Genomic DNA, 19,511 nt, shown 5'->3' with positions numbered 1-19,511 from the left:
GCACTGGACCGGCGACGGGGGCCGCCGTGATACGGGTCGTCAAGACATTCTCCAAACCTAGAAATCGGCATCACACAGCGCCCGCACACGGGCGGGCGGGAAGACGCCGCCCATGGGTGGGCGGCATGCCGGATCTCAGGTTCGGGAAATCGACAACAGCAGCGGTGAGGGCGCGGCCGGACGCCGCGACACGGGCACCGGCACCAGCAGCGGCGCGCGCACCGGACGGGATACCCGCAGTATCCGCAGCCGGCTCTGTAACCGCAACCCCGTCACGGCCGCCAGTACCAGCAGCGTGCACACCACCCCGATCAGGCACCCCCACGCCCCGGACGCATCGACGGACACCCCCGCAGAGGACGACGCCGTCCGGCCCTCCACCGGTGCCCCCGAGTCTGGGGTAGAGCCGGTCGCGATGGGGGAGCCCGCACTGGTGTCGGCGTGCGCGTCAGCCGTGGTGTGGGAGGTGGTCCAGCCGCCGATGATGAGCACAAGTGCCAGGCCCAGGATGGTCAGCAGCCGCCCCGACCACCACCCCGCCGCGATGACCCGGTCGGGCCGGGATCGGGGGTCGCGGGGCATAGTCCCTCACTGTACCAATCCGACCTTTGCGTCTCCCGGATCCCGCCCGGCCGCAGGCCCTCCACGCCTTCGCCGACAGAGCAGCCACATCGCGTCCACCGGCACGTCGTTCTCGATTATCGCCGAACGACGTCCGTCTCCTGAGCGGAAGGATCAGTGCCCTCGGGGTGCGGTGGTGTCGGTGAAGGCGGGCAGCAGGATCGCCGTGATGCCGTCGGGGTCGAGTCTGCCGGTGCGGACTTCTTCGGCGGCGCCGTTGAGGACGGCACGGGTCGCTGAACTCCGCCGCGATCGTCTCGGCTGCGTCAGGTTCGCCCCACCGGGCACGTGCACCCGTGTGCGAGGGAGAGGCGGGCGAGGTTGATTCAACCGATCGACTATTTCCTGGTCGCCTGGTTCGTGCTGGTCGCGATCAGCACGATCTGGGTCGGGGTGGACCAGTTCCGTCACAACCCGGAGCCGGCGGTGATGAAGTGGGGCTTCATCCTGGTCACCCTCTACCTGGGGCCGATCGGGGCGCTGCTGTATGTGCTCGCGGACAAGGAGCCGCGGCCGGGAGAGCATGAGGAGTTCACCCGGCCGCTGTGGAAGCAGGGCATCGGGTCGACCATTCACTGCGTCGCGGGCGATGCCACCGGCATCATCGTCGCCGCCGTCGTCGTCGCGTCGCTGGGCCTGCCGATGTGGCTGGATCTGTTCATCGAGTACGCCGCCGGGTTCGCGTTCGGGTTGTTCGTGTTCCAGGCCCTGTTCATGAAGAACATGATGGGCGGCAGCTACTGGCAGAACGTGCGCCGCTCGTTCCTGCCCGAGTTCATCAGCATGAACCTGATGATGGCGGGCATGGCGCCGGTGATGTCGCTGCTGATGATGGGCCGCGACATGCGGGCCATGCTGCCCACCGAGTTGCTGTTCTGGGCGGTGATGAGTTTCGGGATCGCGGTCGGGTTCGTGCTCGCTTACCCCGTGAACGTGTGGATGGTGAAGAAGGGCCTCAAGCACGGTCTGATGACCGTCCGCCCCCAGCCCGCCACCCACCCCCAGGAGCATGACGCGCACGCGCAGCACAGCCCGCGGCCGCCGGAGGCGCACGCTGGCCACGACCAGGCGGCGGGCGGTGCGTCGTCGCCGGGGTCGGGGCATGAGGCGCACCAGCCTTCTGGCGCCGGAGCGGTGACCGTGCCGCAGCTGACCGTGGTCGGCGCGTTCTCCGCGATCGCGCTCGTGGTCGGGATGGTCGCCCCCGCGAACGCCGTCAACATGACTCTCAGCGCGCACGACGTCGGTGGGCTGATCATGCCGCCCGGGATGATCATGACCCGTGACACCCCCGCCGAGGCGATGCGGGACATGGCCGCCGTCGACCCGCGGGCCGCGACCGCCGCGTACGACGTGGACACCCGCGGTGATGAGGTGCTGGAACCTGCCCGCGTCGAGGACGGGGTGAGGGTGTTCGAGCTGACCGTGTCGCAGATCCGCTGGGAGATCCTCCCCGGCGTCACCGTCGACGCGTACGCGTACAACGGGCAGATCCCGGGGCCTCGGCTGCAGGTCACCCAGGGCGACCGGATCCGCATCGACGTGACCAACGAGCTCGACGAGTCCACGACCGTGCACTGGCACGGCCTGGACGTGCCCAACGAGATGGACGGGCCCGCCGGGATCACCCAGGATCCCATCCAACCCGGCGACACCTACCGGTACGAGTACACGGTGAAGCAGTGGGGCACGTTCTTCTACCACTCCCACGACCACGCCGACCGGCAGCAGGCCCTCGGCCTGTACGGGGCGCTGATCATCGACCCCGCCGACCCTGGCCTGCAGCCGCCTGCCGATCGCGAGTACACGATTCAGCTGCAGGAGTGGCTGTCTCGGGAGGGGCTGACCTATCCGGCGATGCCGATGGAAGGGGGCATGCCGAACTACTTCACCATCAACGGGAAGGCGTACCCGGCCACCGAGACCATCGACATGAAGGTGGGGGAGACCCTCCGGGTGCGGTTCATCGGCTCGAACACCATCGACATCCATCCGATGCACATCCACGGCGGCCCGTTCACCGTCGTCGCCCGCGACGGGGCGGCCCTCACCGCGGCGCAGCAGTTCCAGGCCGACACGATCAACGTCGGGCCGGGACAACGCTACGACGTGCTCTGGAACGCGCTCGAGCCCGGCCAGTGGCTCATCCACTGCCACATCAACCACCACACCACCAACAACAACGTCGAAACCGACGGCGCCGGCGGCCTGACCATGATCATCAACGTCACCGAATAGCCCCACGAACCGAAGAACCGCCGCCGTTGTGGTCGCCGTTGCCGCGTCGAGTCACGTCCGCGCCCTCCGGCAGCACAGCAGGCGGATGCAAGAGGTGCTCAGCTCATCGTGCCCGACCGTTTCGGTTGCCGGGGCCGAGGTCGCCCGCCGGCCCGCGACGAGACGCGGTGACCTCGCCGTGGTCAGGTGGTGGCGGGAAGGAGGACGCGTCGGCGGCGGGCGACGGTGACGGCCGCGGCGACCGTGAGTGCCGTCGAGACGGCGAGGAGCACGGCGCCGAGGAGGATCTGCCCCGGTGACGGGGTGAGGGCGGTGACGGGCTGGTAGAGGTTGCGCTGCTGGCTCTGCGGGCCGGTGAGCTGCTGATCGACGGGCACCCACACCTCGAGGGTGCGTTCGCCGGTGGCGAACTGGGCGTACACGAACCACAGCCCCGGTGACGGCAGTGCCAGTTCCCCGGTGAAGGTACCGGGAGGCGGGGTGCCGGGTTGTGCGCGCAGCGGCGCGGTGAGGTCCTCTCCGGCGCGGCGGGCGACCAGACGGGACGGGGTGAGGCCGGTGTCGTCGGTGAGGCGGATGCCGGTGATGGTGACGGTCAGCTGCCCGGTGCCGTCGCCGGTGACGGTCCTCTGTGCGGTGCCGTAGGCGGTGCCCTGGCCGGGGTCGTGCGCCTGCGCGGGTGGGGGCGGGGCGAGGGCGACCAGCAGAAGGGTGAGGGCCGCGGCCGCGGCCCCGGATCGGAGGCGAGTCCCCGGCCGCACGGTGAGGGCGATCATGCTGACGATGATCACCGTGGTGGTGCCGACGGCGGACCAGGCGACGGGGGTGGGTGGGACGCTGCTGATCCCGGTCCCGGAGGCCAGCAATTGCAGGGTGGTCACGGCGAGGGCGGCCACCGGCCACCGCCACCGGGGGACGGGCAGGGCCAGCAGGAAGAGCCCGGCCACCGCGACCGGCAGGTCGGGGGCGAGCCACCCAGAGGTGGTGAGCAGCACCCACAGCACCACCCGGAACACCAGGTACACGGCGACGACGAGGACAAGGCGGGTGCGGCCGGGGACCAGGGTGGTGATCACCCATGCCGCGCCGAGCGTGGTCGCCAGCAGCAGCGGCAGGTACAGGGTCTCGGTGAACTGGGGCACGTCGGTGTCGTATTCCATCACGATGATCAGCGCCGCCCCCAGCACGCCTGCGGCCAGGGCGATCCGCGGCGGGGCGGGCACGTGCCGGTCGGTGCCGGTGAGCAGGCCGATCAGCACGCACAGGGTGCCGATCACCGACAGCAGGTGCGGGGGCGACCAGAGCACCGCGTCACGCCCGAACGCGGTGTGCCAGAACGCGTCGGCGGGCGCGGCCGCCGCGGTCGCGACCGCCGCAGCGACCGCGAGGGCGAACCCGGGAGTGCGGAACACGGCGGCCATGGATCGTGTCGCGGCCAGCCGCCGCCACCCCCAGCCGGCGATCACGACCCCGACGGTGAGGATCGACGCATACAGCAGCAGGTGGGGAGGGATGAAGGTGCTGTCCCGGCCGAGGGTGGTGTGCCAGGAGTCGTCCCAATACGCCGACCCGACCCCGGCGGCCGCGGCGGCGGCGGCGACCCAGACGCCCCCGGCCCCCAGCGCCGGGGAACCGCGGGCCGGGTCCGGCTCGGACGGGATGGGGGGCGCGGTCACGGCTGCCGTGTGGTCGCATGGTCTGTCCTTTCTGTGATGCGGCAGGGAGCCGGTCCGGCCCTGCCAGGCGGCTAACGCCATGGCCCCGCTCCCGGCGGCAGCGGGGTGTTAGAGGTGTGTTAGAGGGGGAGCACGGTGGCTCCGATGAGGTTCTGGATGCTGGAGGTGAGGAGTGTCCAGGCTCCGCTGATCATCGCGATGCCGGTGGCGATCATGAGGACCGCGCCGGTGATGTTGATGGTGCGGATGTGGCGGCGCAGGAATGTGATGCTTCCGGTGGCCCAGTTCAGGCCGGCGGCGGCGGCGATGAAGGGCAGCCCCAGGCCCAGGCAGTAGGTGACGGCGAGGAGGGCGCCGCGGGCGGGGTTGCCGGTGGTGAGGCTGAGGGCGGAGATCGCGGCGAGGGTGGGGCCCAGGCACGGGGTCCAGCCGAGCCCGAACGCGATGCCGAGCAGGGGAGCTCCGGCCAGCCCGCTGGGTGGGTGGATGGCGGGTTTCGCGGTGTGTTGGAAGAGCCGGAACACGCCGAGGAACACGAGCCCCATCAGCAGGACCACGATCCCGAGGATGCGGGTGAGGAGATCTTGCCAGCGGATGAGCCAGGCCCCCAGGGCGCCGAACGCGGCCCCGTAGCCGATGAACAGGACGGAGAAGCCGAGGGTGAACAGCCCGGTCCCGGCCAGCGCCCGCCACCGGGAGACCCCCGCGGTGGTGGTGGTGCCGGTGAGGTAGCCGAGGTAGCCGGGCACGAGGGGGAGCACGCAGGGGGAGGCGAAGGACACCAGCCCGGCGAGGAGGGCGAGGGGGAGGGCGGCCCAGATGCTGCCGGCGGTGATGATCTCCCCCATCAGGGGCTCGTCTCGGCGAGGACGGTGTCGATGAGGGAGGCGAGGGTGGTGCGGGTAGGGAGCTGCCCGATGATGCGGGCGGCCATCCGACCGGTGCGGTCCAGGACGATGGTGGTGGGCACGGCGCCGGGGGCGGCTTTCCCGGCGAACGCGGCTTGCACGGTGCCGGTGGTGGCGTCCAGGATCGACGGGTAGGTGATGCCGAACTGGTTCTCGAACGCGGCGGCGGTGTCGGCGCTGTCGCGCACGTTGACGCCGATGAACACGACACCGTCGGGCTGGTAGGTCTGGGCGAGGGCTTCCAGGTCGGGCGCTTCGGCACGGCAGGGCGGGCAGGCGGCGTACCAGAAGTTCACCACAACGACTGAGCCCGCCCACGCGGTGGAATCCGCCTGCTTCCCGGTGTCGGTGGTGCCGGTGAAGGCGACCGGGTCGTCGCGCCGGTCGGCGGGGATCTCCCGCACGGTCTCGTCCGCGGACAGATACCCCGGGGACGGGGAGGAGGACAACAGGCCGGGCGTCTGGGCGGTGCACCCGGCCAGGAGCAGGACGAGCACGCCGAACACGGCGACCGCGGCGGCGGTGACCGTGCGGCGGGGTGGGCGTGTCAGGGCGGTGGGGGTGCGCATGCGGGATCACTCCGGTCGGTCAGGTGTTCGTGCTCTTGCTGGTGGGGCGGCGGCGGCCGGCGAGGATGGCGCCGGTGATCAGCAGCAGCGCCCCGGTCGGGTACCCGGCGACCAGGTCGAGCCAGCCGGAGGGCTGGCCGGGGCCGAACACTTCCAGGTGCGCGAGCCAGTGGATGATCGCGACGATCGCGCCGGCGGCCATCAGGGCCTGGCCGACCCGGACGAGCAGTCGGTGTCGCCGCCAGGCGCGTTGTGGGTCCTCAGCTGGGGCGGGTCGGGGGGTGGTGCGGGTCATGAGCGGGGTCCTTTCGCAGGGGGCGGGTCACAGTCCGGAGTAGGAGTGCAGCCCGGTGAAGAAGACGTTGACGACGCCGAAGTTGAACAGCACGGCGGCGAAGCCGACGATGCACAGCCAGGCGGCGCGGGTGCCGGCCCAGCCGCGGGTGGCGGTGGCGTGCAGGTATCCGGCGTAGAGCACCCAGATGATGAACGTCCACACCTCTTTCACGTCCCACACCCAGAACCTGCCCCAGGCGCGGCCGGCCCAGATCGCCCCGGCGATCAGGGTGAAGGTTCACAGGATGAACCCGACGATCGTCAGCCGGTATGCGAGCCGGTCCAGATCCTCCGGCCCGGGCAGACTGTCACGCAGCCGGGTGAGCCGGGAGGGGCGGCCGCGGCGGCGGGTGGTGAGCAGGTAGGTGAGGGAGACGAGGAACGCGAGCCCGAAGAACGCGGTCGCCAGCAGTGCGACCAGCACGTGGATGACCAGCCACCCGGATTGCAGGGCGGGCATCAGGGGGACGACGGGGACGTAGAAGCTGACCGTCGCGACGCCGAGCAGCAGCACGGTCAGCCCGAGCACGGCGCTGCCCAGGTACGCCAGCCGCACCCGCAGCGACACGGCCAGGAAGGTGGCGATGATCAGGGCGGTGCCGGTGAGGGAGAACTCGAACATGTTCGCCCACGGCACCCGGTCCGCGGCGACCCCGCGCAGCACCACCCCGGCAAGATGGAACACCCAGCCCAGCACGGTCAACGCGAACCCGACCCGCGCCGCCTTCCCCGCCACCCGTCCGCCCCCCGGGGCAGCGGCGGCACCGGGTGCGGTGTCGGGGGCGGGGCCGTTGGGTGTGCCTGCCAGGTCCGGGTCGGTGGTGCTGGTGGCGCCGGCGGTGACTGGCACCCGGGCGGTGACCGGGACGGCAGGGGTGCTGGCGCGGCGGGCGAGGTGAAGGGTGTAGGCGACGAATGCGGCGGCGTAGATCGCGATCGCGGAGTACACCAGCAGCAGGGACAGGGCGTCAAGGAACGGGGTCATCAGAGCCTCCTCGAAGGGGTGCGAGGGAAGGGGTGAGGCGGGTGGCGAGGGTGTCGACGGTGGGTTGCAGGCGGGGGTCGTCGCCGCGGGCTAGCCCGGCGACCTCCAGCACCGTGCCGCCGTCCCGGCCGGTGGTTGCGCGGACCCAAAGGCGGCGGCGGGGCACGAACAGGGACAGGGCCAGCCCGGCCATCGCGGCGACCGCGGCGATCAGAGTGGGGGTTTGGGTGGGGTCGGCGGCGATCTCCAGCGACGCGAACCGGGGGATCGGGCCGAGCTCGATCGTGCCCAGCCCGTCCGGCAGCGGAACCGGGGTGCCGGGGACCAGCTGCAGGGCGGGGGTGGGGGTGCCGCGCCCGGCGATCTGGGTGAGGGTGCTGGTGTCCAGTGCGTACACCGACACCGGGACCCCGGTGTTCAGGCCCAGGTCGCCGACGTACACGTTGAAGGTGACGACTGGGTCCAGCAGGTCCGGGTAGCTGGACGCGAACGCCCCAGAGGCGGTGGTGGCGCGGGTGGGGTACAGCATCCCGACCAGGCCGACCTGCTCTGTCAGCCCGTCGGGGACTTTCACGATGCCCAGGCTGGTCAAATTCGCGTCCTGCGGCAGGAACGGGACCGTGTCACGGAACACGGTCTTCCCGGCCGGGTTTCGGACGGTGATGGTGGGGGCGTACCCGTTGCCGAGCAGGTAGATGTCGGTGCCGGCCACCGGCAGTGGCTCGTTGACCCGGATGCTGGAGGCCTGCCGGGTGTCGCCTGTGGTGGTGGTGACCTGTGCGTCGAAGGTCTTCGGCATGCCGAGCGCGTTGACGTTGTCCAGGACGTAGTCGACGCGGAACCGGTCGAGGGTGAGGGAGAACGTCGGGATCTGCGTGTCGGTGATGAACCGGCCGGCGGTGAACGAGTCGTACGCGATCCGGGTGGACGCGAAGGTCTGCCCCTCGACCAGCACCCGCTGCCCGGTGAACCGGAACCCGCCGCCGACGCCGACCACGACCAGCACCGCCAGCAGCGCCACGTGGAACAGCAGGTTCCCGGTCTCCCGGAGGTAGCCGCGTTCGGCTGCGACCGAGTCCCGTCCGTCGTCGCCGCGGACCCGGCGGGTGCGGTACTGCTGCCGGCGCAGGGCCTTCTCGGCCGCGTCCAGGACCGCACCGGGGGGTGTGTCGGGGAGGAGGCGGCGGGTGTGGGCGGGCAGGCGGGACAGGTTGCGGGGGGTGGCTGGGGGTGGGGCGAGCAGCGCGGTCAGGTGGTGGCGGATGCGGGGGATGACGCAGCCGATCAGCGAGGCGAACAGCAGCAGGTAGATCGCGGAGAACCACACCGACCCGAACACGTCGTGCAGCTGCAGCAGGTCCACCGCCCACATCCAGCCCGGGTTGGTCTTGTCGAACTGGATCACCCCGTTCGGGTCGGAGGAGCGTTGCGGGATCAACGACCCGGGGATCGCGGCCACCGCGAGCAGCAGCAACAACACCAGGGCGGTGCGCATGCTGGTCAGCTGCCGCCACGCCCACCGCGCCCACCCCGACACGCTCAGGCGCGGATTCGTGGGCTCGTCCACCGGCCGGTCGACGTGATCGGTGGGCAGCTGCGAGGCCTGCTCACTGCGGATCGACACGCGCATCCCCCCTCCCCCGGACGGGTGCGCGGCGGCGGGCGCGCCAGGAGGCGTGGGCGAGCAGCCCGACCCCCAGTACGGCGGCCACCAGGGCGGTGAGCACGTTCGCTTTCAGCCCGCCGGCGAGCAGCTCGGTGGGATCCAGCCGGATGGACTCCAGCACCGCCCGCCCCGCCCCGTACCACAGCAGGTACACGCCCAGACTCCGCCCGGCGCCCAACGTGATCCGGCCGTGCCGGCGACGGTGATGCTCGAGCAGCACGATCACGGCGGCACCGGCCAGGTTCCACAGCAGCTCGTACAGGAACAGCGGATGAAACAGGGTCCCCGCCGGGGTCCCCGGCGGGATCGCGGGGGCTGAGGGGTCGATCTGCAACCCCCACGGCAAGGTGGTGGGTGGGCCGAACAGTTCCTGGTTGAAGTAGTTCCCCAGCCGCCCCACTGCCTGGGCGACCAGCATCCCCGGGGCGAGCGCGTCCAGGAACAGCAGCACCGGGATCCCGGCGCGACGGGTGCCGATCACGATCCCGACCAGCCCGCCCAGGATCGCACCGAAGATCGCGATCCCGCCCTCCCAGATGTAGAGCACCCGCCACAGGTCCGCGCCGGGAAAGAAGTAGTCGCCCGGATGGGTGAGCACATGGTAGATGCGGGCGCCGAGGATCCCGAACGGCACCGCCCACATCGCCACATCCACCACGACCCCGGCCGGATGCCCGACCGCCCGCAGTCGACGGCCGGTGATCAGCACCGCCAGCACGATCCCGGCCAGGATCGCCAGCGCGTAGAACCGGATCTGGAACGGCCCGACCTGCACGAAGCTGATCCCCGGGCTCGGGATCAGCGCCGGAACCACGATGGCGCGCATCAGGGTCTCCTGTTCGCGGGGATCCACACCAGCGGATCGACCGGCTCCCCGCCGACGCGCACCTCGAAATGCAGGTGCGCGCCGGTGCTGCGTCCAGTGTTCCCGACCCGGCCGACCAGTTGCCCCACCCGCACGGTCTGCCCCGGGGCGAGGGCGAGGGACCCTTCCCGCATGTGCGCGTAGACACTCTCCACGACTTGCCCGTCGATCTCGTGCCGGATCACCACATACACCCCGTACGCGCCGCCCTGCTCCGTCGCAGTGGTGACCACCCCGTCGGCCATCGCCTGGATCGGGGTGCCGATGCCCGGGGTCATATCCAGGCCGGCATGATCGCTGGAACACGACGGGCACGGCCGGGTGCGGTACCCGAACGTGCTGCTGATCGGCACCCCCACCGTGAACGGCCACTGCACCGCCGACGCCGGGTCATTGGTGAACGTGTCCGCGGTGTGCGCGTACGACTCGGTCCCGGCAGGGGCGGTCACCGCCACCGTGTATTCCCCTCGAGCGATCACCGTCCCGGTGACGGTGTCGGGGGTGGTGAACGACTGGGCGCGTACCGGGGTGCGGGGCGGTTCGGCGGCGAATGCCGGCTCTGGCGCCAACGGGATCAGCAATGGCAGTGCGCCGAGGGAAGCGACCGTGAGCATCACGGTGCCGGCGAGCATCCGACGGTGGGTGAGCGTGCTGCGAGGCGTGTGTCGAGGTGTCCGGGCGGCACGGGTGGGCCGCCGGCGTCGATCGCGTCGCGTCGGGACGGGCGGGGAAGAGAGGGCGGCTCTCGCCGCGCGGCGCGTTCCGATACCGGTCGTCGGGGAAGGGAGGGCGGGTTCGGGCATACAAGTCTTTCCTGAAGGAGGGGGACGATGAAGGTGCGCACGGTCGCCACCGCCGTCACACGGTCCAACCGGGAATCGCGGCCGGGAGTGTGCCGCTTCCGCGGCGAGAATCCTGGCTCGGGTCACACGCGGTGCTGCCGCAGGCGCGGCGCGCTTACCTACGGGGCGCACATCGTGGCCGTCGGGCGACATCACACGGTCACGCCAGCGGTGGCTCAGAGGGCGGGCGCGTGCGGCGTGTTGATCAGGTGCGGCTGATCGACAAAACGATCAGGGAGGGCCGCAGAAGGGTCGACCTGGACGTGAACGTGGCCGACCTGCCGGGGAGGGATCGCAGCCATGCCAGCAGCGACATCCACCCGTCCCGGGCCGGGAGCACCAGGATGAGCAGGGTCAGCAACGCGAGCAGACACGTCACGGCAGCGACAGCATGAGACGTCCCGCAGACCGTCTCATCGCACGAGGGCGTCACCACCCCGCTGACCAGGACATCAGCGGCGGCATCGGGGGCCGCAACGACTGCGGAGGCGGACACGACAGTGCCCGCCTGGTCCTCTTCCAGACTCAGCGAGTGCATCGCGAGCAGCCCTGCGATGATCGCGGCCACCGCGGACAGGTAGAACCACAGGGCACGCCGGGACCCGAGTGCCCGCCGTCGCGCCACCACCTGGTTCACCGTCGACGCCCCTTCCTCGATCACGCCCAGCATACCCCGGGCGGGTAGCCATCCCCGAAGCGATACCCATCCTGGATACCCCGGATGGGTATATGCTGAGTGGTAGGGCCCGTTCCCGTGCGTGGTGTTCTGACCGTGTCGCGGGGGCAGGGCACCGCTACCCTGGACGGGAAGGAGGTCGGTCGTGAACGTGATTCGCTCGCACGCGCGTCTGACCCCCGGGGTGCGCCGGTTCCTGCTGGCCGCTCCGATCGCCCTGGCGATCATCACCGGGCTGCTGTCCATGCACGTCCTGACCGGTTCCCACCAGCCCGCCCTGGCATCAGAGACCAGCGCGATGAGCACGCACAGCCAGGTCGGCTCCGCACCAGCCGCCGCCGACGATACGCCGATGACCGCAGCTGCGGCGGAGGGCGCTGGGGGGCATTGCCAGGACGGGTGCGGCAGCCCTGCGGGGATGCCGGATCATCCGTTGCTGATGATGGTGTGTGTGCTGGCGCTGCTGGCCGCGGTGATCGTCCTGCTCGCCCCGACGTTCCGTGCCCTTCTCACATACGCCGTAGACCGCTCGCGCTCCCATACCCGGACTCTGCTGGCCGGATTGCCGCATCCCCGCCCGCCTTCACTGCTTGTCCTGTCCATCAGTCGCACCTGATTCCGCCTGAACCCCGGCGACCCTTGCCGGGGATGCTGCGCTCAGCCCTCCCGGGCACTGATCAGACCCTCACCGACTGACTAGATAAGGACACTCCTGATGCGTTTTCGTACTCTCACGCTGACCGCCGGCGCCCTGGCCACCGTGCTTGTGCTCGCCGGTTGCGCCCCCACCGACGGCACCATGCCCGGCATGGACCACGGACCCGGGGGGATGACCAGCACCGCCCCCTCCCAGTCCGCCGCCGCGTTCAACGCCGCGGACGAGATGTTCGTGACCATGATGATCCCGCACCACCAGCAGGCCATCGAGATGGCCGATCAGATCCTCGCGAAAGACGGCATCGACGAGCGGGTCGTCTCCCTCGCCGAGCAAATCAAGGCCGCACAGGACCCGGAGATCCAGACCATGAAGGGCTGGCTTCAGGAGTGGGGCGTCCCGTACGACGACTCCATGTCCGGGATGGACGGCATGGACATGGGCGGCGGGATGATGTCGGAGGACGACATGGCCGCTCTGGATGCCGCGACCGGGGTCGAGGCGACCCGCCTGTTCCTGAACGGCATGATCGCTCACCACCAGGGCGCCGTGACGATGGCGCAGTCGGTGCTCACCGACGGACAGAACACGGACGTGGCCGCCCTCGCGCAGCAGATCATCGACGGGCAGACCGCCGAGATCACCACGATGCAGGACATCCTCGCCAGCCTCTGACCCGGTACCCCTCGGACGGGACCCGCGCTCCCGATGCCGGTCCCGTCCGAGGCCCCACCCTCGACCCCTGTGCGGTCACCGGTATCCGGCGTACCCGCACGGAAAGGCCCTCCGTTCATGATCTCTCCCACCACCCGCAGACTGGCGATCACGGCCACCGTCACCGTCGCGCTGCTGCTCACGGGCTGCAGCACCACCCCTGCGGAGCCCGATGCACCCGCGAGCACCGCGGCCGGGTTCGGGCATGTGCACGGCATCGTCGACGACGGTGACGGCACCGTGCTGCTGGGCACCCACACCGGCCTGTACACGCTGGGCGAGGACGGCACCGTCACCGGCCCGGTCGGTGGCATCGACCTGGACGCGATGGGACTGACCGCTACCGGTGACACCCTCTACGCGTCCGGGCACCCCGGCCCGTCCACCCCGGCGGAACTTGGCGCCCCCAACCTCGGCATCATCCGCAGCCTCGACGCTGGCGCCTCGTGGGAACCGGTCGCGTTCACCGGGGAAGAGGACTTCCACGTCCTCACCGTCACCGGCGACGGCACCCTGTACGGGATCGGATCCTCCCGCCCGCTGCTGCGCACCAGCAGCGACGGCGGGCAGAGTTGGGCGGACGGTGCCGAGCTGCCCGCCGTCGACCTGGCCGCCGCGACCGACGGCACCCTGTACGCCGCCACCCAGGACGGGCTGCAGCACAGCACTGACGGTGGCGCCACCTTCACCCCGGCGCCGGACGCGCCAGTGCTGTACCTGGTGGAGACCGACCCAACCGGTGGGGTGGTCGGAGTGGACACCGACGGGATGTTGCGACGTCTGGTCGGCACCGGTTGGGAGGACGTCGGCACCACCACGGGAACCGTCCAAGCCCTCGGGGTCACCGGGGACGGTGCGATCGTCCTGGTCGATGACCGCGGCGTGGTCTGGATCCGCGACACCACCGCCACCGTTCTCATCCCGGCGGCAACACCATGACCACCGTCATTCGCACCTGGCGCGACCCGAGCGGCCGCGGATCGGAGGGAGACCGACCATGACCCCCACACCGGCACCCCCCGCGTGGGCGCACCGCACCACTGATGCCACCGCCGAGCAGTTGGCGGCGGTGGATGCGTGGTGGCGGGCGGCGAACTATCTGAGCATCGGGCAGATCTACCTGCAGGGTAACCCGCTGCTGCGCCACCGCCTGATCCGGGACGACATCAAGCCGCGGCTGCTGGGGCATTGGGGCACCACCCCGGGCCTGAACTTCCTCTACGCCCACCTGAACCGCGCCATCCGCGACCGCGACCTGAACACCCTGTACGTGACCGGGCCCGGGCACGGCGGACCCGGCATGGTCGCCAACGCCTACCTGGACGGCACCTACACTGAACGCTACCCGGGCATCGACCGCACCGAAGAGGGGCTGCGGGCGTTGTTCCGGCAGTTCTCCTTCCCGGGCGGGATCCCCTCGCACGCGTCCCCCGAGACGCCGGGGTCGATCAACGAGGGCGGGGAGCTGGGCTACTCCCTGGTGCACGCCTACGGGGCCGCGTTCGACAACCCCGACCTGCTGGTCGCCTGCGTGATCGGTGACGGGGAGGCAGAGACCGGGCCGCTGGCGACCGCGTGGCACGGCAACAAGTTCCTCAACCCCGCCCATGACGGGGTGGTGCTGCCGATCCTGCATCTGAACGGGTACAAGATCGCCAACCCGACCGTGCTGTCGCGCATCCCCGAGGAGGAGCTTGTCGCGCTGCTGCGCGGCTACGGTCATCACCCCCACGTCGTCACTGTCGGCTTCGATGGCGAAACCCCGCGTGAGTCCCACGCGACGTTCGCGGCGGTGCTGGATGCGGTGCTGGATGAGATCGCGGACATCAAGGCCGCCGCGGCGGCCGGGACGCTGGAGGGGCGGCCGGCGTGGCCGGCGATCGTGCTGCGCAGCCCGAAGGGGTGGACCTGCCCGAAGATCATCGACGGTCTGCCGGTGGAGGGCACCTGGCGGGCACACCAGGTGCCGCTCGCCGAGGTCCGCGACAATCCCGAGCACCTGCGGATCCTCGAGGACTGGCTGGCGTCCTACCGCCCGCACGAGCTGTTCGACGTGACCGGCGCCCCCCGCCCGGCCACGGTCGCGATCGCCCCGGACGGGGATCGGCGGATGAGCGCGAACCCGGCCGGCAACGGCGGACAACTCACCGTCCCGCTGCGGCTCCCGGACTTCCACAAGCACGCCCACCCGGTCGACCCCGCCGCGCGCGGGGCGTCGACCGGCGAAGCGACCCGCGTGCTGGGCGAGTGGCTGGCGGGGGTGATCCGGGACAACCCGGACAACTTCCGCATCTTCGGCCCGGACGAGACCGCCTCCAACCGACTCGCCCCACCCGTCTACCAGGCCACCGGCAAGCAGTGGAACGCGGCCGTGGAGCCCGTCGACGAGCACCTGGCCCCGACTGGGCGGGTGATGGAGGTGCTCAGCGAGCACCAGTGCCAGGGCTGGCTCGAGGGCTACGTCCTTACCGGCCGGCATGGGCTGTTCAACTGCTACGAGGCGTTCACCCACATCGTCGACTCGATGTTCAACCAGCACGCCAAATGGCTCGAAGCGGCCCGGGAGGTGTCGTGGCGGGACCCGATCCCGAGCTTCAACTACCTGCTCTCCAGCCACGTCTGGCGGCAGGACCACAACGGGTTCTCTCACCAGGACCCCGGGTTCATCGACCTCGCCCTGAACAAGAGCCCCGACATCGTCCGCGTCTACCTGCCGTTCGACGCGAACACGCTGCTGTCCACCTACGACCACTGCCTGCGCTCGGCCGGGTACATCAACGTCGTCGTCGCCGGGAAGCAGCCCGCCCCGCAGTGGCTGACGATGGACGAGGCGATCGAGCACTGCACCCGCGGGCTCGGGATCCTGCCGTGGGCGGGCACCGAAACCGCAGGCACCGAGCCGGATGTGGTGCTCGCCGCCGCCGGCGACGTCCCCACCCTCGAGACCCTCGCCGCGGCGGCGCTGCTGCGCGAGCACATCCCCGACCTGAGAGTGCGGGTGGTGAACGTGGTCGACCTGACCCGGCTGCAATCCGAGGACCAGCACCCGCACGGTCTCCCGGACCGGGAGTTCGATGCGATCTTCACTCCCGACAAGCCGGTGATCTTCGCCTACCACGGCTACCCGTGGCTGATCCACCGACTCACCTACAAGCGCGCCGGGCACCAGAACCTGCACGTGCACGGCTTCCAGGAGCGCGGCACCACCACGACCCCGTTCGACATGGTCATGCTCAACGACCTCGACCGGTACCGGCTGGCGATCGACGTCCTCGACCACGTCCCGGGCCTCGCCGCCCGCCACGCGGAGCTGCGGCAGGAGCTGCAGGACGCCCGCCTGCATGCCCGCGCCCACACCCGTGAGCACGGCACCGACATCCCCGCCGTCGCCGACTGGCACTGGCCCCACCCCGACACCACCGACCCCACCATCGGGAAGGAACCGAAATGAGTGACACCAGAACCGTGACCCTGCAGGTCAGCGGCATGATCCGCGCGACCTCCAAGAACGTCACCGAAGCCCACCTGAGCCGCCAACCCGGGGTGATCGCCGTGGACGCGAACCCGGTCTCGCAGACCGCGACCGTCACCTACGACCCCGAGACCACCTCGGTCGCGCACCTGCAGCAGTGGGTCATCGACTGCGGGTATCACTGCGCCGGCCAGTCCGTCCCCGACCATATCTGCGACCCCGCGCACGACCCGCACGACGAGGGTGCGCACGACCACAGCGCCCACCACGGCCCCGCAGCTGAGGGCGCACAAGAACCGCACGCGAGTCACGACGCGCACGAGGGCCACACGGATGCCACGGGTCACGCCAGCCACGCGGGCCATAAGGGTCCTGCGGGCTATCACGACGACCCCGTCCACGATCACGCCGCTGGCCACGACCACACGCACGCCCCGTCGGCGACGGCGGATGACGGTGAGCATGCCGGTCACCACGTCGAGCACGCCGGTCACACCGCGGCCGCGGGTGGGCACGATCATGGTGCAGCGTCGGGTCACAGTGCGCAGGAGATGATGGGCCACGGTGGGCATCACGGCGGGATGTCGATGGACGCGATGATCCGCGACATGCGCAACCGGTTCCTGGTCGCGCTGATCCTGTCGATCCCGATCACCCTGTGGTCTCCGATCGGGCGGGAGGTGATCGGATTCGAGGTGCCGGCACCGTTCGGGCTGCGCGATGACGTGTTCATGCTGATCCTGTCGCTGCCGGTGATCTTCTACTCGGCGTGGATCTTCTTCGACGGCGCCTACCGGGCGCTGCGCGCGAAGACCCTCGACATGATGGTGCTCGTCGCGGTCGGTGTCGGCGCCGGCTGGCTGTACTCCCTCGCGGTCACCCTCACCGGCGGCGGTGAAGTGTTCTACGAAGCCGCCACGGTGCTTGCCACCTTCGTGCTGCTGGGGCATTGGGTGGAGATGCGCGCCCGCGGCGGCGCGAACGACGCCATCCGCACCCTCCTGGAGCTCGCACCCTCGCAGGCGGTCGTGATCCGTGACGGGCAGGAGGTCGAGATCCCCACCAGCGAGGTCGTCCCGGGGGATCTGATGCTGGTGCGGCCGGGGGCGAAGATCCCCACCGACGGTGTCGTGGAATCCGGAGAGTCCGAGGTGGACGAGTCGATGGTTACCGGCGAGTCCATGCCGGTGGACAAAGCGCCCGGGTCGGAGGTGATCGGAGCGACCGTGAACACCGTCGGCACCCTCCGCGTCACAGCCACCAAAGTCGGCTCGGACACGGCGTTGGCGCAGATCGTGAAGCTCGTGCAGGAGGCGCAGAACTCGAAAGCCCCCGGGCAGCGCCTCGCCGACCGGGCAGCGTTCTGGCTCGTCCTGGTCGCCCTGATCGGCGGCACCCTCACCTTCCTGGTGTGGTTTCTTGCCGGGGCCGAACTGCCGATGGCGATCCTGTTCGCTATCACCGTCGTCGTCATCACCTGCCCCGACGCGCTCGGCCTCGCCACCCCGACGGCGATCATGGTCGGCACCGGGCTCGGCGCGAAACGGGGCGTGTTGTTCAAGAACGCCTCCGGGATCGAAACCGCCGCCCACATCGACACGGTCGTGTTCGACAAGACCGGCACCCTCACCAAGGGGGAGCCGGAGGTCACCGACTACATCCCCGTCGGCGGCGACGACCTCGAGACTCTCTCCCTCGCGGTCGCGTTGGAGCGGGAATCCGAGCATCCTCTGGCGAAAGCGATCGTGAATTACGCCGACGCCCGCGACATCCCCCGTCGCACCGCGACCGCGTTCCGAAACGTCACCGGGCAGGGCGCGATCGCCACCGTCGACGGTCGACAGGTCGTCCTCGGCAACCCGCGCCTTCTCACCGGGGAGGGGATCGACATCAGCGGGGTGCAGGCCGCTCAGCAGGACCTGGCTGGGTCCGGCCGCACCGCGATCCTGTTCGCCGTGGACGGGCAAGTCGCCGGGATCATCGGTCTCGCCGACGCACCCCGGGACACCGCAAAGACCGCGATCGACGCTCTCCACGAGCAGGGCGTCGAGGTCGCAATGCTCACCGGGGACAACAAGCCCACCGCCGACCGGATCGCCGCTCTCCTCGGCATCGACACCGTGATCGCGGATGTGCTCCCCGAGGACAAGTCCGCGAAGGTCGCCGAGCTGCAGAAGACGGGCAAGAAGGTCGCGATGGTCGGCGACGGCGTCAACGACGCCCCCGCCCTCGCCCAGGCCGACCTCGGCATCGCGATCGGCGCCGGCACCGACGTCGCCATCGAGACCGCCGACGTGGTCCTGATGCGCTCGGACCCGCTCGATGTTGCGATCGCACTCAAGATCGGCAAGGGCACACTGCGAAAGATGCGGCAGAACCTGGGCTGGGCCATCGGATACAACGCCGCCGCCCTCCCCATCGCCGCTGGCGTGTTCTACCCGGCGTTCGGGATCATGCTGTCCCCGGAGATCGCCGCCCTGTCGATGTCCGGTTCCTCCGTGATCGTCGCCGTCAACGCCCTCCTCCTCAAGCGGCTCCGCCTGCCCGCCCAGGCGCCCGCTGCGACGACCATGCAGAAGAAGCCCGAACATGCCTGACCGTCCGCTCTCTCCCACACCGTCCTCCCCGATGCTGCTGACCCGACGAGGTGTGCTCGGACTCGGACTGGGCGCCGTCGCGGCAGCCGTGCTCGCCTCCTGCACCCCCGCGCCGCAATGGGTGACACCCACCGGCGCAGCGGTGTCCGGCACGGAGAAGAACCGCGGCGGCACCGGCCGAGTCACCACCGTCGACCTCACCGCCGCCCCCACCACGCTCGACCTGGCCGGTACCTCCGCCGCCACCTGGGCGTTCGGAGGTATCCCCGCCCCGGTAATCCGGCTCACCGCAGGCGACACGCTGAAAGCGACCGTCCGCAACCAGCTCGACGCGGACACCTCCGTACACTGGCACGGACTCGCCCTCCGCAACGACATGGATGGGGTCCCTCCGGTAACCCAAGCCCCCATCGCCCCGGGCGGACAGTTCGCATACGAGTTCGTCACCCCGCATCCGGGCACCTACTGGTTCCACCCCCACGTCGGCCCGCAACTGGACCACGGCCTCTACGGTGCGCTCATCATCGATGACCCGGACGAGAAGGTGACGTGGGACGACGAATGTGTCCCGCGTCAAGTAGTTGGCAGGGTTTCTTCGATTTCGAAGTTGGGGGTGGTGGGGTCGGCGGTGCCGGCGTAGACGTCGGCGGGCCGGTTCCAAGCGATCGCTTCGTGTGGTCGGACGTGGTTG

Annotated in this window: 17 protein-coding genes and 1 pseudogene; 7 read left to right on the top strand and 11 right to left on the bottom strand. The window is 70.4% G+C overall.

The window, feature by feature from the left end; translation table 11 throughout:
* Positions 1 to 135 precede the first annotated feature (135 nt).
* Positions 136 to 582 carry a hypothetical protein gene (locus tag MA875_RS16875; protein WP_248243412.1) on the bottom strand — a complete coding sequence of 149 codons (447 nt, stop codon included), beginning with the start codon at positions 580 to 582 and terminating at the stop codon, positions 136 to 138.
* A gap of 153 nt (positions 583 to 735) precedes the next feature.
* Positions 736 to 909: a hypothetical protein gene (locus MA875_RS16870; protein WP_248243411.1), complete on the bottom strand. Its 174-nt coding sequence runs from the start codon at positions 907 to 909 to the stop codon at positions 736 to 738.
* 33 nt (positions 910 to 942) lie between these two features.
* Here MA875_RS16870 and MA875_RS16865 point away from each other — a divergent pair, with 33 nt between their 5' ends.
* Positions 943 to 2,859, top strand: coding sequence for a multicopper oxidase domain-containing protein (locus tag MA875_RS16865; RefSeq protein WP_248243410.1), 1,917 nt, complete (start codon positions 943 to 945; stop codon positions 2,857 to 2,859).
* 182 nt (positions 2,860 to 3,041) lie between these two features.
* Here the strand turns inward: MA875_RS16865 and MA875_RS17645 are convergent, their stop codons facing one another.
* From MA875_RS17645 to MA875_RS16815, 9 genes and pseudogenes are all read right to left on the bottom strand, one after another.
* The gene (locus tag MA875_RS17645; RefSeq protein ID WP_282449254.1) at positions 3,042 to 4,535 is read right to left on the bottom strand and encodes a hypothetical protein; all 1,494 of its coding nucleotides are present in this window, start codon (positions 4,533 to 4,535) and stop codon (positions 3,042 to 3,044) included.
* Between the two features lie 119 nt (positions 4,536 to 4,654).
* Positions 4,655 to 5,383 carry a cytochrome c biogenesis CcdA family protein gene (locus MA875_RS16855; protein WP_248243409.1) on the bottom strand — a complete coding sequence of 243 codons (729 nt, stop codon included), beginning with the start codon at positions 5,381 to 5,383 and terminating at the stop codon, positions 4,655 to 4,657.
* Positions 5,383 to 6,012, bottom strand: a complete 630-nt coding sequence (locus MA875_RS16850) for a TlpA family protein disulfide reductase (protein WP_248243408.1) — start codon at positions 6,010 to 6,012, stop codon at positions 5,383 to 5,385. Before MA875_RS16850 ends, MA875_RS16855 begins: the two co-directional genes overlap by 1 nt.
* Before the next feature lie 19 nt (positions 6,013 to 6,031).
* On the bottom strand, positions 6,032 to 6,307 hold the full coding sequence (locus tag MA875_RS16845; protein WP_005049588.1) for a hypothetical protein: 276 nt from the start codon (positions 6,305 to 6,307) through the stop codon (positions 6,032 to 6,034).
* Between the two features lie 27 nt (positions 6,308 to 6,334).
* Positions 6,335 to 7,333 (bottom strand): annotated as a pseudogene (ccsB, locus tag MA875_RS16840) (c-type cytochrome biogenesis protein CcsB).
* Entirely contained in the window at positions 7,317 to 8,963 is a 1,647-nt protein-coding gene (resB, locus tag MA875_RS16830) for a cytochrome c biogenesis protein ResB (RefSeq protein ID WP_248243407.1), read from the bottom strand. The pseudogene ccsB and the gene resB overlap by 17 nt, the downstream one beginning before the upstream one ends.
* Complete coding sequence (gene lgt, locus MA875_RS16825) at positions 8,941 to 9,825, bottom strand: prolipoprotein diacylglyceryl transferase (RefSeq protein ID WP_248243406.1); 885 nt, start codon at positions 9,823 to 9,825, stop codon at positions 8,941 to 8,943. The genes resB and lgt overlap by 23 nt, the downstream gene beginning before the upstream one ends.
* Positions 9,825 to 10,496 (bottom strand): M23 family metallopeptidase, encoded by a 672-nt coding sequence (locus MA875_RS16820; RefSeq protein ID WP_248243405.1) that lies wholly within the window; start codon positions 10,494 to 10,496, stop codon positions 9,825 to 9,827. The genes lgt and MA875_RS16820 overlap by 1 nt, the downstream gene beginning before the upstream one ends.
* 415 nt (positions 10,497 to 10,911) lie before the next feature.
* Positions 10,912 to 11,376: a DUF6153 family protein gene (locus tag MA875_RS16815; RefSeq protein ID WP_248243404.1), complete on the bottom strand. Its 465-nt coding sequence runs from the start codon at positions 11,374 to 11,376 to the stop codon at positions 10,912 to 10,914.
* A gap of 151 nt (positions 11,377 to 11,527) precedes the next feature.
* Between MA875_RS16815 and MA875_RS16810 the strand changes: the two genes are divergently transcribed.
* From MA875_RS16810 to MA875_RS16785, 6 genes are all read left to right on the top strand, one after another.
* On the top strand, positions 11,528 to 11,998 hold the full coding sequence (locus tag MA875_RS16810; RefSeq protein ID WP_248243403.1) for a DUF6153 family protein: 471 nt from the start codon (positions 11,528 to 11,530) through the stop codon (positions 11,996 to 11,998).
* 99 nt (positions 11,999 to 12,097) lie between these two features.
* Entirely contained in the window at positions 12,098 to 12,712 is a 615-nt protein-coding gene (locus MA875_RS16805) for a DUF305 domain-containing protein (RefSeq protein WP_045247081.1), read from the top strand.
* A 117-nt stretch (positions 12,713 to 12,829) separates the two neighbouring features.
* Positions 12,830 to 13,690, top strand: coding sequence for a F510_1955 family glycosylhydrolase (locus MA875_RS16800; RefSeq protein ID WP_045247080.1), 861 nt, complete (start codon positions 12,830 to 12,832; stop codon positions 13,688 to 13,690).
* 58 nt (positions 13,691 to 13,748) lie between these two features.
* Positions 13,749 to 16,202, top strand: a complete 2,454-nt coding sequence (locus MA875_RS16795) for a phosphoketolase family protein (RefSeq protein ID WP_248243402.1) — start codon at positions 13,749 to 13,751, stop codon at positions 16,200 to 16,202.
* Positions 16,199 to 18,820 carry a heavy metal translocating P-type ATPase gene (locus MA875_RS16790; RefSeq protein ID WP_248243401.1) on the top strand — a complete coding sequence of 874 codons (2,622 nt, stop codon included), beginning with the start codon at positions 16,199 to 16,201 and terminating at the stop codon, positions 18,818 to 18,820. Before MA875_RS16795 ends, MA875_RS16790 begins: the two co-directional genes overlap by 4 nt.
* On the top strand, positions 18,813 to 19,460 hold the full coding sequence (locus MA875_RS16785; RefSeq protein ID WP_248243400.1) for a multicopper oxidase domain-containing protein: 648 nt from the start codon (positions 18,813 to 18,815) through the stop codon (positions 19,458 to 19,460). The genes MA875_RS16790 and MA875_RS16785 overlap by 8 nt, the downstream gene beginning before the upstream one ends.
* Positions 19,461 to 19,511: the final 51 nt, after the last annotated feature.

This window comes from Microbacterium kunmingense, from assembly GCF_023155745.1.
Classification (GTDB): Bacteria; Actinomycetota; Actinomycetes; order Actinomycetales; family Microbacteriaceae; genus Microbacterium; species Microbacterium kunmingense.
The sequence above is the reverse complement of the archived record's forward strand: the minus strand, read 5'-3'. Positions and strand labels throughout refer to the sequence as shown.

Excerpts from the sequence above, each read along its gene's own strand:
- MA875_RS16820 (WP_248243405.1), bottom strand. The coding sequence starts at position 10,496 with ATGCTCGCCGGCACCGTGATGCTCACGGTCGCTTCCCTCGGCGCACTG.
- MA875_RS16850 (WP_248243408.1), bottom strand. The coding sequence starts at position 6,012 with ATGCGCACCCCCACCGCCCTGACACGCCCACCCCGCCGCACGGTCACC.
- MA875_RS16785 (WP_248243400.1), top strand. The coding sequence starts at position 18,813 with ATGCCTGACCGTCCGCTCTCTCCCACACCGTCCTCCCCGATGCTGCTG.
- MA875_RS16800 (WP_045247080.1), top strand. The coding sequence starts at position 12,830 with ATGATCTCTCCCACCACCCGCAGACTGGCGATCACGGCCACCGTCACC.
- MA875_RS16855 (WP_248243409.1), bottom strand. The coding sequence starts at position 5,383 with ATGGGGGAGATCATCACCGCCGGCAGCATCTGGGCCGCCCTCCCCCTC.
- MA875_RS16815 (WP_248243404.1), bottom strand. The coding sequence starts at position 11,376 with ATGCTGGGCGTGATCGAGGAAGGGGCGTCGACGGTGAACCAGGTGGTG.
- MA875_RS16805 (WP_045247081.1), top strand. The coding sequence starts at position 12,098 with ATGCGTTTTCGTACTCTCACGCTGACCGCCGGCGCCCTGGCCACCGTG.
- resB (WP_248243407.1), bottom strand. The coding sequence starts at position 8,963 with ATGCGCGTGTCGATCCGCAGTGAGCAGGCCTCGCAGCTGCCCACCGAT.
- MA875_RS16875 (WP_248243412.1), bottom strand. The coding sequence starts at position 582 with ATGCCCCGCGACCCCCGATCCCGGCCCGACCGGGTCATCGCGGCGGGG.
- MA875_RS16790 (WP_248243401.1), top strand. The coding sequence starts at position 16,199 with ATGAGTGACACCAGAACCGTGACCCTGCAGGTCAGCGGCATGATCCGC.
- MA875_RS16845 (WP_005049588.1), bottom strand. The coding sequence starts at position 6,307 with ATGACCCGCACCACCCCCCGACCCGCCCCAGCTGAGGACCCACAACGC.
- MA875_RS16795 (WP_248243402.1), top strand. The coding sequence starts at position 13,749 with ATGACCCCCACACCGGCACCCCCCGCGTGGGCGCACCGCACCACTGAT.
- lgt (WP_248243406.1), bottom strand. The coding sequence starts at position 9,825 with ATGCGCGCCATCGTGGTTCCGGCGCTGATCCCGAGCCCGGGGATCAGC.